Raw genomic sequence first — 14006 nt, 5'->3', positions numbered from 1 at the left:
CGCGCGCCTTCCCCCTACCGGGGGCAACACCTGAGCCCCGGCGAAGCCGGTTCCTCGGTGTTTTCCGATCAGGCTGCGGCCGCTCGCTGAAGGCGGTCGCGCACGCCTTCCCACTCGGGCGTGTCGGGCGGCGTCTCGACCCAGATCAGCTTGACGCCCTGCGCGTCGAATTCGCGCAGCACCGCGAACAGCTGGTGCGCGCTGGCCGCCGCGTCGTCGGGCATGCGCCGCTGCAGCACGCGCTGCGAGCGGCAGCGCAGGCTGCTGCGCGACCAGACCGCGATGTGCGCGGCATTGGCGCCGAGCACATCGAGGCCCGTCTGCAGCGCTTTCGCATCCATCAGGCGCACCTTGGCGTTCGGCGCGTAGTGCGCCTCGAGCGTGCCCGAGGCGCGCGGGTCGGGGGTTTCGAGCACGTCGCGATCGCTGAGCTTCTCGCCGCAGGCCGCTTCGATCTGCGCGCGTGTGATGAGGCCGGGGCGCAGCAGCACGGGCGCGCCCCGGCTGCAGTCGACGATGGTCGATTCGATGCCGACCTCGCAGGCGCCGCCGTCGACCACCGGCACCGCCTCGCCGAACTCGTCGTACACATGCTGGGCCGTGGTCGGGCTCACGCGGCCGAAGCGGTTGGCGCTCGGCCCCGCGACGCCCGGCACGCCCTGCTCGGCGCAGGCTTCGAGGAGCGCCTGGGCCACCGGGTGCGAGGGGCAGCGCAGGCCGATGGTGTCCTGCCCGCCCGCGGCCGCGGCGCCCACGCCGGGCTGGCGCGTGACGATCAACGTGAGCGGGCCGGGCCAGAAGGCCTGCACCAGCTTCTGCGCGAAGAGCGGCAGCGGCTGGGCGAAGCGCGAGAGCGCCTCGGTGCCCTTCATGCCGGCCGCGACGTGCACGATCAGCGGATGGTCGGAGGGCCGCCCCTTGGCCTTGAAGATCCCGGCCACGGCCATGTCGCTGCTCGCGTCGGCGCCCAGGCCGTAGACGGTCTCGGTCGGGAATGCGACCAGCCCGCCCGCGCGCAGCCTGCGCACTGCCTCGGCGATGGCCTCGGGGGATTGGCCGTCCAGGATCATGCGAGCCCAGTCACGTCCACCGCCGGCAGGCCCAGCAGCAGGGCCGCCTGCGAGGCATTGGCGCGCACGCTCTCCAGCGTCGCGCCGGTGAGGGTCAGGTGGCCCATCTTGCGGCCGGGCCGCGGCTCGATCTTTCCGTAGAGGTGCAGGTGCACGCCGGGCAGCGCGAGCACGTCGCTCCAGCGCGGCGAAACCGGCTTTTCCTCACCGGACGAGAACCACAGGTCGCCCAGCAGGTTCAGCATGATCGCGGGGCTGTGCTGGCGCGGCGGCGAGAGCGGCAGGCCGGCGAGAGTGCGCACCTGCAGCTCGAACTGCGACACGTCGCAGGCTTCCATGGTGTAGTGGCCGCTGTTGTGCGGGCGCGGCGCCATTTCGTTGACCACCAGCGAGCCGTCGGCCAGCGCGAAGAACTCGACGCACAGCACGCCGACGTAGCCCAGGCCGTTGGCGATGCTTTTCGCGGAATTGACCGCGCCCTGCGCCACCGTCTTGGGCATGTTCAGCGCATGCACCTCGGTGACGGCCAGGATGCCGTCGCGATGCAGGTTGCGCTGGGGCGGAAAGTGCACGATCTGACCGTCGCGGCCGCGCGCGAGGATCACCGAGCATTCGAATTCAAGCGGCAGCAGCTTCTCGAGCACGCAGGGCACGCAGCCGGTGGCCTGCCAGGCCTCGACCAGCTCGGCGCGCGTCTTCACGCGTTGCTGGCCCTTGCCGTCGTAGCCCAACCGCGCGGTCTTCAGGATGCCGGGCAGGAGGTGGTCTTCGACGGCGGCGAGCTGGGCGGCCGTCTCGATGGCCGCATAGGGCGCGCAGGGCACGCCGCAGCGGGTGAAGTGGGCCTTCTCGGCAATGCGGTCCTGCGCGATGGCGATGGCCGAGGCGCCGGGCGCCACGGGGCGCGCCACGGCCAGGTGCTCCAGCGAGGGCGCGGGCACGTTCTCGAACTCGGTCGTGACTGCGTCGGCCAGGCCGGCCAGGCGGGCGAGGCCGTCGACATCGGCGTAGTCGGTGTGGATGTGGTGATGGCTCACCCGGCCGGCGGGGCTGTCGGCGTCGGGGTCGAGCACTGCGGTGAAGTAGCCCATTCGCTGGGCAGCGTGCGCGAACATGCGGCCCAGCTGGCCGCCTCCGAGCACGCCGAGCGTGGCGCCCGGGAGGATGGGCAGATCGCCGTTCTTGGTCACAGGGCACCTCCGCCTTGCGGCGAGAAAGGGGAAACGGAAGGTGCCTCGCCCGCGGGGGCCGGCGGCAGCGTCATGGCTTCGGCAGCGGCGGTCTGGGCCGTGCGGAAGGCGTCGAGCTTCGCGCGCAGCGCGGGGTCGTTGACCGCCAGCATCGCCACCGCGAACAGCGCCGCGTTGGCCGCGCCGGCATTGCCGATCGCAAAGGTGGCCACCGGCACGCCCTTGGGCATCTGCACGATGCTGTAGAGGGAATCGACGCCCTGCAGGTGGCGGCTGGCCACCGGCACGCCGAGCACCGGCACCGTGGTTTTGGAGGCCAGCATGCCCGGCAGGTGGGCCGCGCCGCCCGCTCCCGCGATGATCGCGGTGAGCCCGCGCCCGGCGGCGCTTTCGGCGTACGCGAACAGCGCATCGGGCATCCGGTGGGCCGAGACCACCTTCGCTTCGTGCCCGATTCCGAATTGCTGGAGAATCTCGACCGCGTTGCGCATCGTCTCCCAATCGGAGTTCGAGCCCATCACTACACCGACCTGAATGGTTTCGTTCATGGTTTCAATTTTACGTTTCACCCCCAGTTGGTTCCGATGATCGACATCACTCTCGAAAATTTCCAGGCCGAACTGATCGAAGGCTCCGTCGCCACGCCGGTGCTGCTGGACATCTGGGCCGAATGGTGCGGCCCCTGCAAGCAGCTCGGCCCGGTGCTCGAAAAGCTCGAGGTCGAATACGCCGGCCGCTTCACGCTGGCCAAGCTGGACGCCGACAAGGTGCCGCAGATCTCGTCGCAACTCTCCGAGATGTTCGGCGTTCGCAGCATCCCGTTCTGCGTGATGTTCAAGGACGGCCAGCCGGTCGACGGCTTCGTCGGAGCCATCCCGGCCGAGAAGATCCGCGAATTCCTCGACAAGCACGTGCCGGGCGCCGACGAGGCCGAAGCCGCCTCGGAAGAAGCCGCCGCGCAGGAAGCGCTGGCCGAGGGCGACACGGAGGGCGCACTCGAGAAGCTGCAGCACGCCGTGGCCACTGACCCCGCCAACGACGACGCCCGCTTCGACTACATCAAGCTCCTGCTGCAGGAAGGCCGCGTCGACGACGCCAAGGTCGCCTTCGCGCCCGTGATCGCCAAGACCGGGCTGGTGCGCCGCTTCGATGCGCTGCAGCGCTGGATGGACGCCATCGATTTCGCAGTGCCGGTCGCAGGTGCCGCACCCGCGATCGCCGAGTTCGACGCGAAGATCGCCGCCAACAAGCGCGACTTCGACGCCCGCTTCGGGCGCGCCCGCCTCCTGATGGCCGGGCAGCGCTGGACCGATGCGATGGACGAGCTGCTCGACATCCTGATGCGCGACAAGAGCTGGAGCGAGGAGCTCGCTCGCAAGACCTACGTCGCGATCCTCGACGTGATCGAGCCGCCGAAAGTGAAAGTGGCCGACGGGCAGATTCCGCCGGACGATCCGGTCGTGGCCACGTACCGCCGCCGCCTGAGCAGCGTCGTGCTAAGCTGAAAAACCAAAATGCGCAGTTTGATGCGCATTGAATTGATAAAGCGACTCAAGGGTCGCTTTTTTATTGTCTTCTCGGCCTTAGATAGATAGCATTGCTACTCAATTTGAAAGAAAAGCGTACGCCAATGCTCCAACTCACTGAAGAACTCGAAAAAGCCCGGAAGGCCGGTGGCCTCAGCCAGGAGGCGCTGGCCACCCAGGCGGGGCTCTCGCGCATGACGGTGCAGCGCATCGAAAGCGGCCAGATCGATCCGCGCCTGTCGACGCTGCTCGAAATGGCGCGCGTGCTGGGGCTCGAGCTGATGCCCGTGCCCGCCAGCCTGCGTCCGCAACTCGAAGACTTCGTGCGCTCGGGCGGCCGCCTGCTCGGGCAGCCGGCAGGTGTCGGCGCACCGCCGTCCATCGCACAGAGCCTGGCTGACGAAAGCCGGTGAGCACCAGCGCCGCCTTCAACACCGGCATCCGCTACCTGCGGATGTACCTGCATGCGCCGGGTGGCGATGCACAAAGCCCCCACGCTTCCGCTCCTGGTGTGGGCGCTGTCCCCCGAGGGGGCTCGCCCGCCCCGGGGCGGCCCAGCGGCGGGCGGCGCGCCATCGGCTATCTCTCGCAGTACGGCGACATCCTGCGCGTGTCGTTCGACGAGGCGTACATCGCCGATCCCGGACGGCCGACGCTTTCGCTCGCCTACCGCGGCGCCGACGAGGCCGCGACCCGCGCGATCCTGGCCTCGGCGCGCGACACACGCGTCTCGCGCAGCGACGGCCACTGGCCGAGCTACTTCCAGAACCTGCTGCCCGAAGGCCACAACCGCGAGCGCCTCGCGCAACAGCGCGGCTGCGCGGCCGACGACGAATTCGAGCTGCTGGCGGCCGCCGGCCACGACCTGATGGGCGCGCTCGAAGTCGAGCCGGTGCCCACGGCCGAAGGCATTCCCGACACCGTGCGCCACTGGCACACCGCGCTCGGCCTGGATGTGCTGGAGCCCGGCTTCGTCGAGATGCCGGTGGAAGACGCCGCCGCCATTCCGGGCGTCGTGACCAAGTTCTCGGCCGTGCAGGACGGCCGGCGCTACGTGGTGCGGCGTCACGGCTTGCACAGCCCCGAAGCTCGGCTGCGCCTCGCGGCCCCCCAAGGGGGCGCACCCGCCTTGGGGCGGCCCGGCGGCGAGCTCGGCTCCTTCATCCTCAAGCTGCCGAGCACGCGGCATCCCGACCTGGTCGACAACGAATTCACCGGCTATCGCCTCTGCGGTGCGCTCGGCCTGGACTGCGCCGAAGCCAGCGTGATCGGCCGCGCCGACGCCGACCTGCCCGAGCAGGTGCGCTTCGAGCACATCCTCGCGGTGCGCCGCTTCGACCGCACCCCCGAGGGCGGGCGCATCCACATGGAGGAGTTCGCGCAAGTGCTGCAGTACGAGCCCCGGCAGAAATACGGCCGGGGCCTGGCGGTCGACTGGCCCGCGATGCTGCGCGTGCTCGACCGGCTCTCGCCCAACCCGGTGGCCGACGTGCGCGAATGCGTGCGGCGCATCGTCGCCTTCATCCTGCTGGGCAACAGCGACGCGCACCTGAAGAACTGGGCCCTGCGCTACCCCGACGGCGTGGCACCGGTGCTGGCGCCGCTGTACGACCCGGTGTGCGTGGCGGCCTTCTTCGAGGACGTACCGGCCGGCGACTACGGCGTCAACCGGGCGATCGACGCCAAGCTGCGCGCCTTCGACTGGCCGGCGCTCGACGCCCTGCTGCGCTCGGCGGGCCTGCTGCGCCCCGCGCGGCTCATGGCGATTGCCCGCGACACGGTGCGCCAGGCGCAAGCCGAATGGCCCGCGCTGCTCGCCCAAGATGGCACGCCCGCCAGCGTGCGGCGCTGCGTGAAGGTCCGGCTGGCGGGCGGCGTGGCGCTGGCGTCATTGGCGAGCTGAGCCGCGTCGAATACGATGGCGCCCGATTCATCTTGTTGCAGATTCAAAAGGAAAGACTGGCCATGCGTTCCTTCGCCCGCCACATCGCGCTCCCCGTGCTTGCAACGGCTGCGCTGTTGACCACCTTGACCGGCTGCGGGAGCGGCATCAGCCTGGACGAACCGATCGAAGGGCCGCTGTGGCGCCTCACGCAGCTGGGCGACGAGTCCATCACGCCGGGCGGCGATGCGCAGATCCAGTTCGACCGCAGCAGCGGCCGCGTCAGCGGCTCGGGCGGCTGCAACCGCGTCTCGGGCACCTACACCCGCAGCGGCATCAGCTTGAGGATCGGGCAGCTGGCGGCCACGCGCATGGCCTGCGCCGACCCGGTGCGCGGCGCCAACGAGGCGCAGTTCCTGTCGGCCCTGCAGAGCACGACGAGCTACAGCCTTGCGCCGGGGCGCCTCGCGCTGCTGGACGCCGGCGGGCGGACCGTGGCGACGCTGAGTTCGGGAAACCGCTGAAGGCGGCCGCCGCCGGGCCGCCCCAAGGCGAGCCGCGCCTCCCCCTTGGGGGGTGGCGAATTACGCGCAGCGAGGCGAAGTGAAAAGCCGGGGGGCTCTATGGATCAACCGGTGAGGCGCTCGAGCGCTTCGCGGTACTTGGCGGCGGTCTTTTCGATCACTTCGGCCGGCAGGCGCGGCGCGGGCGGCGTCTTGTCCCAGGGCTTGCCGTTGATCTTGGTGGCTTCGAGCCAGTCGCGCACGAACTGCTTGTCGTAGCTCGGCGGATTGGTGCCGGCGGCGAGCGCCGCTTCGTAGCCTTCGACGGGCCAGTAGCGCGAGCTGTCGGGCGTGAGCACCTCGTCCATCAGCACCAGCGTGCCGGCCTCGTCCAGGCCGAATTCGAACTTGGTGTCGGCAATGATCATTCCCTTGGTCAGGGCGATCTGCGCGGCGGTTTCGTAGATGGCGATGCTGGTCTCGCGGATCTGCTGCGCCAGCTTGGGGCCGACGATCTCGACCACGCGGTCGTAGCTGATGTTCTCGTCGTGCTCGCCGGCCGCGGCCTTGGCGGCGGGCGTGAAGATCGGGCGCGGCAGCTTGCTCGCGTTGGTCAGGCCTTCGGGCAGCGGCACGCCGCAGACCGAGCGGCTTTCCTGGTACTCCTTCCAGCCGCTGCCGGCGAGGTACCCGCGCACCACGGCCTCGACCGGGATCGGCTTCAGGCGCTTGACCAGCATCGAGCGCTTGGTGACCTGGGGCACTTCTTCGGCGGTGACCACGCTCTCGGGCGCATCGCCGGTCAGGTGGTTGGGGCACAGCTGGCCGAGCCGCTCGAACCACCACAGCGCCATCTGCGTGAGGATCTCGCCCTTGCCGGGAATCGGCTCGCCCATGATCACGTCGAAGGCGCTCAGCCGGTCGCTCGCGACCATCAGGATGCGGTCTTCGCCGACGGCGTAGTTGTCGCGCACCTTGCCGCGCGCAAGCAGGGGCAGGCTCTGGATGGAGGAGGTGTGGACGGTGGTCATGGGCAGATGCGATGGAAAAACGGGATGGCGGGATTCGGATTGTGCGCGCAGAAAAAAGCCACCGTTGACGGTGGCCCGAAGATCGTGAAGAGACCCCTGACTGTTCGGGAGGGCCGCCGCGCACGGCCGCCCGAAGCGGCCGGCCCGCCCCCTGCAGGGAGTTGGCGAAGCGACACGAAGTGCGCGCAGCCTGGGGGCAAGCCTCGTTAGACGACTTCCTGCGCCAGTTCGCCCTTGGCGTACCTGGCGGCGACCACTTGCAGCGTGTCGCCCTTGATCTTGGCGCCCTGGCCTTCGCAGCCGAACTCGATGTAGCGCTGCTTGCAGATCAGCTTGGCGGCCTCGCGCGCGGGCTTGAGCCATTCGCGGGCGTCGAACTTCTCGGGGTTCTCTGCCAGGAACTTGCGCACCGCGCCGGTCATGGCCAGGCGGATGTCGGTGTCGATGTTGATCTTGCGCACGCCGTGCTTGATGGCTTCCTGGATTTCCTTGACGGGCACGCCGTAGGTTTCCTTCATGTTGCCGCCGTACTGGCGAATGATCGCCAGCAGTTCCTGCGGCACGCTCGAGGAACCGTGCATCACCAGGTGGGTGTTGGGAATGCGGCGGTGGATTTCCTTGATGCGGTCGATCGCCAGGATGTCGCCGGTGGGCTCGCGCGTGAACTTGTAGGCGCCGTGGCTGGTGCCGATGGCGATGGCCAGTGCGTCGATCTGGGTGCGCTTGACGAAGTCGGCGGCCTGCTCGGGGTCGGTGAGCAGCTGCTCGCGCGTCATGGTGTCGTCGGTGCCGTGGCCGTCTTCCTTGTCGCCCTTCATGGTTTCGAGCGAACCGAGGCAGCCGAGCTCGCCTTCGACGGTCACGCCCAGGCGGTGGGCCATGTCGGACACCTTCTTGGTGACGTCCACGTTGTAGTCGTAGCTGGCGATGGTCTTGCCGTCGGCCTCGAGCGAGCCGTCCATCATGACCGAGCTGAAGCCAAGGTCGATGGCGCCCTTGCAGACGTCGGGGTTCTGGCCGTGGTCCTGGTGCATGACCAGCGGGATGTTCGGGTACTGCTCGATCGCGGCCTGGATCAGGTGCTTGATGAAGGCTTCGCCGGCGTATTTGCGGGCACCTGCGCTGGCTTGCAGGATGACGGGAGCGCCGGTTTCCTTGGCGGCCTCCATCACGGCCTGGACCTGTTCGAGATTGTTGACGTTGAAGGCCGGAATGCCGTAGCCGTTGGCTGCGGCGTGGTCCAGCAGTTCGCGCATCGAGACGAGTGCCATGGAAATACCTCGCGGGAAATAGGGAAAGAAGAAGGCGGAAAGACGAAAGAAAACTACCGCAATTCTACCGAGCCCCCTTGTGGGACAGGACTGACGCCAACCCGAGGAAGTCCATGACCGGCGGCAGCACCGGACCGCCCAGCCACTGGATCGGCTTGCCGAACGCGCCGATCAGTGTGACGTGGCTCAGGTTGTCGAAGAGCCGCACCTGCACCGGGACCCCGGCGGCACGCAGCGCCGCGGCCATCTGGCCGGTGTTGCGGTCGGGGTAGACGAGGTTGTCCTTCGATGCCGCCATCAGCAGCGCGCGGGGCGACGCGGCGCTCGCATGCACGAGCGGCTGGGAGTCGCGCGGTGTGTTCGGCCAGTTGAAGGCGGCCTGCGCCTGCGGGTCGCCGATGGGCAGGAAGTCGTAGGGGCCGGCCAAGCCGATCCAGCCGGCGAGCTGCTTCGGGCTCGCGCCGAGTTCGCCGAGCCAGCGATCGTCCAGCGCCACCATCGCGGCGTTGTAGCCACCCGAGCTGTGTCCCATCACGTAGACCTGCTTGGGGTCGGCGCCGAGTTGCGCGGCGTTGTCGAGCGCCCATTTGACGGCCATCGCGCTGTCGCGCACGAAGACCGGGTAGGTGTAGGCGGGCGAGAGGCCGTAGTCGGGAATCACGACCACCGCGCCCCGGGCCGCCAGCGCCTCGCCGACGAACTTGTAGCTGGCGCGATCGCCGCTCGTCCACGTGCCGCCGAAGAAAAACACCACCAGCGGCCGCGCGCCGCGCCCTGGCTGCGTGGCGGGCAGCGGCTGGTAGACGTCCAGCTGCTGCCGGGGCGCCGCGCCGTAGGCGATGCCGCCCTGGAACTGGTAGGTGTCTTCGGGCACCAGCCCGTTGAGCACCTTGATCGGGGAGCAGGCCGACAGCGCGGCGGCTGCGGCGACGGTGAACGCGGTGGCGATGGCGCTGCGGCGCCGGCGGAGTGACGCGAAGGTAGGAAAGCTCATCGCACCAGTACGCACGCGGGCGAGCCGCGGTTTCGTCAGATCGGAAGCTGCGTGGTCGACAGCACTTGCTTCAGAACCACGAAGGTGCGGATCTGCCGCACGCCCGGCAGGTACAGCAGCTGCTCGGCGTGCAGGCGGTTGAAGCTGTCGTTGTCGCGGGTGCGCACGAGCATGAAGTAGTCGAATTCGCCCGTCACCACGTGGCATTCGAGGCAGCCCGACACCTTCTGCGCGGCCTTCTCGAAGTCGGAGAACGAGTCGGGCGTGGAGCGGTCGAGCACCACGCCGATCATCACCAGCATGCCGACCTCCAGCGCATCGGGATCGAGCAGCGCGACGATGCCCTTGATGAACCCGGCCTCCTTGAGCCGCTCGACGCGGCGCAGGCACGCCGGCGCACTGAGGCTCACCTTGGCGGCCAGCGCGACGTTCGACACCGAGGCGTCGCGCTGCAGCGCGCGCAGGATCGCGCGGTCGGTGCGATCGAGCTCCACCGAGGGACGCAACTTTGTTGTGCTCATGAAACCATCCTTGACCCAAAAACCTTCTACAGGCGCATCTTGCCTTCTTTTTTCCCGAAATCTCCTTGAACTTCGCAAGCACGTTGCAAACCCTTCTTCCTACGATCGATGGCTTCAACCCCTCGGAGCCGCATCGATGAACCTGAAGAAATTTCCCCGCCACGCCCTGACCTTCGGCCCCACGCCGATCCATCCGCTCAAGCGCCTTAGCGCCCACCTGGGCGGCAAGGTCGATCTCTATGCCAAGCGCGAGGACTGCAACAGCGGCTTGGCCTTCGGCGGCAACAAGACGCGCAAGCTCGAATACCTGATCCCCGAGGCGCTGGAAGGCGGCTACGACACGCTGGTGTCCATCGGCGGCATCCAGTCGAACCAGACGCGGCAGGTGGCCGCGGTGGCTGCGCACCTGGGCCTCAAGTGCGTGCTGGTGCAGGAGAACTGGGTGAACTACTCCGACGCGGTGTACGACCGGGTCGGCAACATCGAGATGTCGCGCATCCTGGGCGCCGACGTGCGCCTGGATGCGGCGGGCTTCGACATCGGCATCCGCAAGAGCTGGGAAGAGGCCATGAGCGACGTGCGCAAGGCCGGCGGCAAGCCGTTCCCGATTCCCGCGGGCTGTTCGGAGCACCCGCGCGGCGGCCTGGGCTTCGTCGGCTTTGCCGAGGAAGTGCGCCAGCAGGAGGCCGAGCTCGGCTTCAAGTTCGACTACATCGTGGTCTGCTCGGTCACCGGCAGCACGCAGGCCGGCATGGTGGTGGGCTTCGCTGCCGACGGCCGCGCCGACCGCGTGATCGGCATCGACGCCTCGGCCAAGCCGCAGCAGACCTTCGAGCAGATCGTGCGCATCGCAAGGAACACGGCCGAGCTGGTGGAGCTGGGCCGCGAAATCACCGAGAAGGACGTGGTGCTGGACCGCCGCTTCGGCGGGCCGGAATACGGGCTGCCGAACGAAGGCACGCTGGAGGCGATTCGCCTCTGCGCGCGCTTCGAAGGCATGCTGACCGACCCGGTGTACGAGGGCAAGTCGATGCACGGGATGATCGAGAAGGTGCGGCTCGGGGAATTCCCGGCAGGCTCCAAGGTGCTGTATGCGCACCTGGGCGGTGTGCCCGCCTTGAACGCCTACAGCTTCCTGTTCCGCAACGGCTGATTCCAGGAACACCGCGGAACCGGCTTTGCCGGCCCGCAGGTGTTACCCCCCGCAAGGGGGTTGGCGCGCGCGACACGAAGTGCGCGAAGCCTGGAGGTGCGCCTAACTTGCGCGGCAGATCTTGAGCATGTTGGTGCCGCCGGGGGCACCCATCGGCTCGCCGCAGGTGATGGCGTAGACATCGCCGCTCTGCACGATGCCGCGCTTCTTCAGGTGGTTCTCGGCCTGCAGCAGCGCGGTGTCGCGGTCGCTTTCCGAATCCATCAGGAGCGGGCGCACGTTGCGGTACAGCGCAAGCTTGCGCTGCGTGGCCAGGCGCGAGGTCAGGGCGTACATCGGGATGTGCGCGCGGTGGCGGCTCATCCACAGCATCGTGGAGCCCGACTCGGTCAGCGCCACGATGGCCTTGGCGCCCAGGTGGTGCGCGGTGAAGAGCGCGCCCATCGCGATCGACTGGTCGATGCGGCTGTAGGTCTTGCCGCTGAAGTCGGCGTCGAGCATCTTGTCTTCGGCCGCCTCGGCCGCCTCGCAGATGCGGCTCATCTCCTGCACGGTCTCCAGCGGGTAGCGGCCCGAGGCGGTTTCGGCCGAGAGCATCACGGCGTCAGTGCCGTCGAGCACGGCGTTGGCCACGTCGCTCACCTCGGCGCGGGTGGGCACGGGGTTGGTGATCATCGACTCCATCATCTGGGTCGCGGTGATCACCACCTTGTCCATGTCGCGCGCCATGCGGATCATCTTTTTCTGCAGCGCGGGCACGGCGGCGTTGCCGACTTCGACGGCCAGGTCGCCGCGGGCGACCATGATGCCGTCGCTCGCGCGCAGGATCTCTTCGAGCTTCGGAATGGCTTCGGCGCGCTCGATCTTGGCGATCATCCCGGGCTTGTGGCCGTATTCGGCGGCCGCCACGTTGCACAGCTGGCGGGCCATTTCCATGTCGGTGGCGTTCTTCGGAAAGCTCACGGCCACGTAGTCGGCCTGGAAGCTCATCGCGGTCTTGATGTCTTCCATGTCCTTGGCGGTCAGCGCGGGGGCGGTGAGGCCGCCGCCCTGCTTGTTGATGCCCTTGTTGTTCGAGAGTTCGCCACCCAGCTTGACGGTGGTGTAGACCGCTTCGCCCTTCACGCCGTCGACCGTGAGCACGATCAGGCCGTCGTTCAGGAGCAGCCTGTCGCCGGGCTTCACGTCGCGCGGCAGGTCCTTGTAGTCCAGGCCCACGGCATCGACGTCGCCCAGCTCGGTGCGCGAGGCGTCGAGCACGAACTTGGCGCCCGCCTCGAGCAGCACCTTGCCCTGCGCGAAGCGGCCGACGCGGATCTTCGGTCCCTGCAGGTCGGCCATGATGGCCACTTCGCGCCCGGCCTTGCGGGCGGCTTCACGGACCATGGTGGCGCGGTCGATGTGGTCCTGCGCCGTGCCGTGGCTGAAATTCAGGCGCACCACGCTGACCTTGGCCTGGATCATCTTCTCCAGCAGTTCGGGGGTGCTGGACGCCGGGCCGAGGGTGGCGACGATCTTGGTGGCGTGGCGGGGGATGCGATCCGTGCTCATGAAATGTGTCTCCGTTTTGTATTCGCTACTGTATACACTTTGTGTGTCTGACGGAAGTCACCCTCACGAGATTCCCCGCCGCGGAGATCACCCCGCCGCGCGCTTGCTCAGAATTTCGAAGGCCGGCAGGGTCTTGCCCTCCAGCACTTCGAGGAAGGCGCCGCCGCCGGTCGAGATGTAGCCGACCTGCTTTTCGATGCCGTACTTGGCGATGGCTGCGAGCGTGTCGCCGCCGCCGGCGATCGAGAACGCGCTGCTCTCGGCAATGGCTTGTGCGATGGCCTTGGTGCCGCCGGCGAACGCGTCGAACTCGAACACGCCGACCGGGCCGTTCCAGACGATGGTGCCGGCTTCGCGCAGTTGCGCCGCAAGGATCGCGGCCGTCTTGGGGCCGATGTCCAGGATCAGGTCGTCGTCGGCCACGTCGCTCGCGTCCTTGACGGTGGCAGGCGCATCGGCCGCGAAGGTCTTGGCGGTGACCACGTCCACGGGAATCGGCACGTCGGCACCGCGTGCGCGCATCGCCTCGATCACCGCCTTGGCCTGGTCGACCAGGTCGGGCTCGGCCAGCGACTTGCCGATCGAAAGGCCCGCCGCCAGCATGAAGGTGTTGGCGATGCCGCCGCCGACGATCAGCTGGTCCACGTTGGCCGACAGGCTCTTGAGGATGGTGAGCTTGGTGCTGACCTTGGAACCGGCCACGATGGCCACCAGCGGCCGCTTGGGCTGGGCCAGCGCCTTGGTGATGGCGTCGATCTCGGCAGCGAGCAGCGGGCCGGCCGCGGCGATCCTGGCGAATTGCGCGATGCCGTAGGTGGTGGCCTCGGCGCGGTGGGCGGTGCCGAATGCGTCGTTCACGTAGATGTCGGTGAGCGCGGCGAGCTTGCGGGCGAGCGCCTCGTCGTTCTTCTTCTCGCCCTTGTTGACGCGGCAGTTCTCCAGCAGCACGACCTGGCCGGGCTTGACGTCGACGCCATCGACCCAGTTGGCCACCAGCGGCACATCGCGGCCGAGCAGTTCGCCCAGGCGCTTGGCCACCGGAGCGAGCGAGTCTTCGGGCTTGAACTCGCCTTCGGTCGGGCGGCCCAGGTGCGAAGTAACCATCACGGCGGCGCCGGCGTCGAGCGCCAGCTGGATGCACGGCACCGAGGCGCGGATGCGCGTGTCCTCGGTGATGTTGCCTGCATCGTCCTGCGGCACGTTGAGATCGGCGCGGATGAAGACGCGCTGGCCGGCGGCCTTGCCCTCAGCGCAGAGGTCGGTGAATCGAATGACGTTCATGGGTCTCTGGAGATAGTGGAAAACAGGTCGTCT

The 14006-nt window shown here is 68.3% G+C and carries 14 protein-coding genes; 5 read left to right on the top strand and 9 right to left on the bottom strand.

Annotation, left to right across the window (positions count from 1 at the left end; translation table 11 throughout):
* Nucleotides 1-68 precede the first annotated feature (68 nt).
* From RT97_RS03730 to purE, 3 genes are read right to left on the bottom strand one after another with little or no spacing between them, the layout of a single operon-like run.
* The gene (locus RT97_RS03730; RefSeq protein WP_042577441.1) at nt 69-1070 is read right to left on the bottom strand and encodes an L-threonylcarbamoyladenylate synthase; all 1002 of its coding nucleotides are present in this window, start codon (nt 1068-1070) and stop codon (nt 69-71) included.
* Nucleotides 1067-2260 carry a 5-(carboxyamino)imidazole ribonucleotide synthase gene (locus tag RT97_RS03725; protein WP_042577440.1) on the bottom strand — a complete coding sequence of 398 codons (1194 nt, stop codon included), beginning with the start codon at nt 2258-2260 and terminating at the stop codon, nt 1067-1069. The genes RT97_RS03730 and RT97_RS03725 overlap by 4 nt, the downstream gene beginning before the upstream one ends.
* Nucleotides 2257-2808 (bottom strand): 5-(carboxyamino)imidazole ribonucleotide mutase, encoded by a 552-nt coding sequence (purE, locus tag RT97_RS03720; RefSeq protein ID WP_042577439.1) that lies wholly within the window; start codon nt 2806-2808, stop codon nt 2257-2259. The genes RT97_RS03725 and purE overlap by 4 nt, the downstream gene beginning before the upstream one ends.
* 36 nt (nt 2809-2844) lie before the next feature.
* Between purE and RT97_RS03715 the strand changes: the two genes are divergently transcribed.
* From RT97_RS03715 to RT97_RS03700, 4 genes are all read left to right on the top strand, one after another.
* Nucleotides 2845-3765: a tetratricopeptide repeat protein gene (locus tag RT97_RS03715; protein ID WP_042577438.1), complete on the top strand. Its 921-nt coding sequence runs from the start codon at nt 2845-2847 to the stop codon at nt 3763-3765.
* Between the two features lie 125 nt (nt 3766-3890).
* Nucleotides 3891-4199, top strand: a complete 309-nt coding sequence (locus tag RT97_RS03710) for a helix-turn-helix domain-containing protein (RefSeq protein WP_042577437.1) — start codon at nt 3891-3893, stop codon at nt 4197-4199.
* Between the two features lie 41 nt (nt 4200-4240).
* The gene (locus RT97_RS03705) at nt 4241-5689 is read left to right on the top strand and encodes a type II toxin-antitoxin system HipA family toxin (RefSeq protein WP_080898158.1); all 1449 of its coding nucleotides are present in this window, start codon (nt 4241-4243) and stop codon (nt 5687-5689) included.
* A gap of 62 nt (nt 5690-5751) precedes the next feature.
* Nucleotides 5752-6192 carry an META domain-containing protein gene (locus tag RT97_RS03700; protein ID WP_042577436.1) on the top strand — a complete coding sequence of 147 codons (441 nt, stop codon included), beginning with the start codon at nt 5752-5754 and terminating at the stop codon, nt 6190-6192.
* Nucleotides 6193-6296: 104 nt separating this feature from the next.
* On the opposite strand, the gene RT97_RS03695 is transcribed toward RT97_RS03700, so the two are convergent.
* The 4 genes from RT97_RS03695 to RT97_RS03680 all read right to left on the bottom strand — a co-directional run bounded on the left by RT97_RS03695 (nt 6297) and on the right by RT97_RS03680 (nt 9988).
* A complete protein-coding gene (locus tag RT97_RS03695) occupies nt 6297-7202 on the bottom strand; it encodes a phosphoribosylaminoimidazolesuccinocarboxamide synthase (RefSeq protein ID WP_042577435.1) in 906 nt (301 codons plus the stop codon).
* A gap of 206 nt (nt 7203-7408) precedes the next feature.
* Nucleotides 7409-8473 (bottom strand): class II fructose-bisphosphate aldolase, encoded by a 1065-nt coding sequence (gene fba / locus RT97_RS03690; protein WP_042577434.1) that lies wholly within the window; start codon nt 8471-8473, stop codon nt 7409-7411.
* Between the two features lie 64 nt (nt 8474-8537).
* Nucleotides 8538-9467, bottom strand: coding sequence for an alpha/beta hydrolase (locus RT97_RS03685; protein WP_042577433.1), 930 nt, complete (start codon nt 9465-9467; stop codon nt 8538-8540).
* Nucleotides 9468-9502: 35 nt separating this feature from the next.
* Complete coding sequence (locus RT97_RS03680; RefSeq protein WP_042577432.1) at nt 9503-9988, bottom strand: Lrp/AsnC family transcriptional regulator; 486 nt, start codon at nt 9986-9988, stop codon at nt 9503-9505.
* Nucleotides 9989-10124: 136 nt separating this feature from the next.
* On the opposite strand from RT97_RS03680, the gene RT97_RS03675 reads away from it, so the two are divergent.
* Nucleotides 10125-11141 (top strand): 1-aminocyclopropane-1-carboxylate deaminase, encoded by a 1017-nt coding sequence (locus tag RT97_RS03675; protein WP_042577431.1) that lies wholly within the window; start codon nt 10125-10127, stop codon nt 11139-11141.
* Nucleotides 11142-11243: 102 nt separating this feature from the next.
* On the opposite strand, the gene pyk is transcribed toward RT97_RS03675, so the two are convergent.
* Nucleotides 11244-12692 carry a pyruvate kinase gene (pyk, locus tag RT97_RS03670; RefSeq protein WP_042577430.1) on the bottom strand — a complete coding sequence of 483 codons (1449 nt, stop codon included), beginning with the start codon at nt 12690-12692 and terminating at the stop codon, nt 11244-11246.
* Nucleotides 12693-12779: 87 nt separating this feature from the next.
* A complete protein-coding gene (locus RT97_RS03665; protein ID WP_042577429.1) occupies nt 12780-13973 on the bottom strand; it encodes a phosphoglycerate kinase in 1194 nt (397 codons plus the stop codon).
* Nucleotides 13974-14006: the final 33 nt, after the last annotated feature.

Origin of the sequence: Variovorax paradoxus (assembly GCF_000834655.1) — a bacterium.
Lineage (GTDB): Bacteria > Pseudomonadota > Gammaproteobacteria > Burkholderiales > Burkholderiaceae_C > Variovorax > Variovorax paradoxus_F.
Note: the sequence above shows the minus strand (reverse complement) of the source record. Positions and strands in the feature narration are given on the sequence as shown.

Excerpts from the sequence above, each read along its gene's own strand:
- RT97_RS03730 (WP_042577441.1), bottom strand. The coding sequence starts at position 1,070 with ATGATCCTGGACGGCCAATCCCCCGAGGCCATCGCCGAGGCAGTGCGC.
- purE (WP_042577439.1), bottom strand. The coding sequence starts at position 2,808 with ATGAACGAAACCATTCAGGTCGGTGTAGTGATGGGCTCGAACTCCGAT.
- RT97_RS03715 (WP_042577438.1), top strand. The coding sequence starts at position 2,845 with ATGATCGACATCACTCTCGAAAATTTCCAGGCCGAACTGATCGAAGGC.
- RT97_RS03710 (WP_042577437.1), top strand. The coding sequence starts at position 3,891 with ATGCTCCAACTCACTGAAGAACTCGAAAAAGCCCGGAAGGCCGGTGGC.
- RT97_RS03705 (WP_080898158.1), top strand. The coding sequence starts at position 4,241 with ATGTACCTGCATGCGCCGGGTGGCGATGCACAAAGCCCCCACGCTTCC.
- RT97_RS03700 (WP_042577436.1), top strand. The coding sequence starts at position 5,752 with ATGCGTTCCTTCGCCCGCCACATCGCGCTCCCCGTGCTTGCAACGGCT.
- RT97_RS03695 (WP_042577435.1), bottom strand. The coding sequence starts at position 7,202 with ATGACCACCGTCCACACCTCCTCCATCCAGAGCCTGCCCCTGCTTGCG.
- fba (WP_042577434.1), bottom strand. The coding sequence starts at position 8,473 with ATGGCACTCGTCTCGATGCGCGAACTGCTGGACCACGCCGCAGCCAAC.
- RT97_RS03685 (WP_042577433.1), bottom strand. The coding sequence starts at position 9,467 with ATGAGCTTTCCTACCTTCGCGTCACTCCGCCGGCGCCGCAGCGCCATC.
- RT97_RS03680 (WP_042577432.1), bottom strand. The coding sequence starts at position 9,988 with ATGAGCACAACAAAGTTGCGTCCCTCGGTGGAGCTCGATCGCACCGAC.
- RT97_RS03675 (WP_042577431.1), top strand. The coding sequence starts at position 10,125 with ATGAACCTGAAGAAATTTCCCCGCCACGCCCTGACCTTCGGCCCCACG.
- pyk (WP_042577430.1), bottom strand. The coding sequence starts at position 12,692 with ATGAGCACGGATCGCATCCCCCGCCACGCCACCAAGATCGTCGCCACC.
- RT97_RS03665 (WP_042577429.1), bottom strand. The coding sequence starts at position 13,973 with ATGAACGTCATTCGATTCACCGACCTCTGCGCTGAGGGCAAGGCCGCC.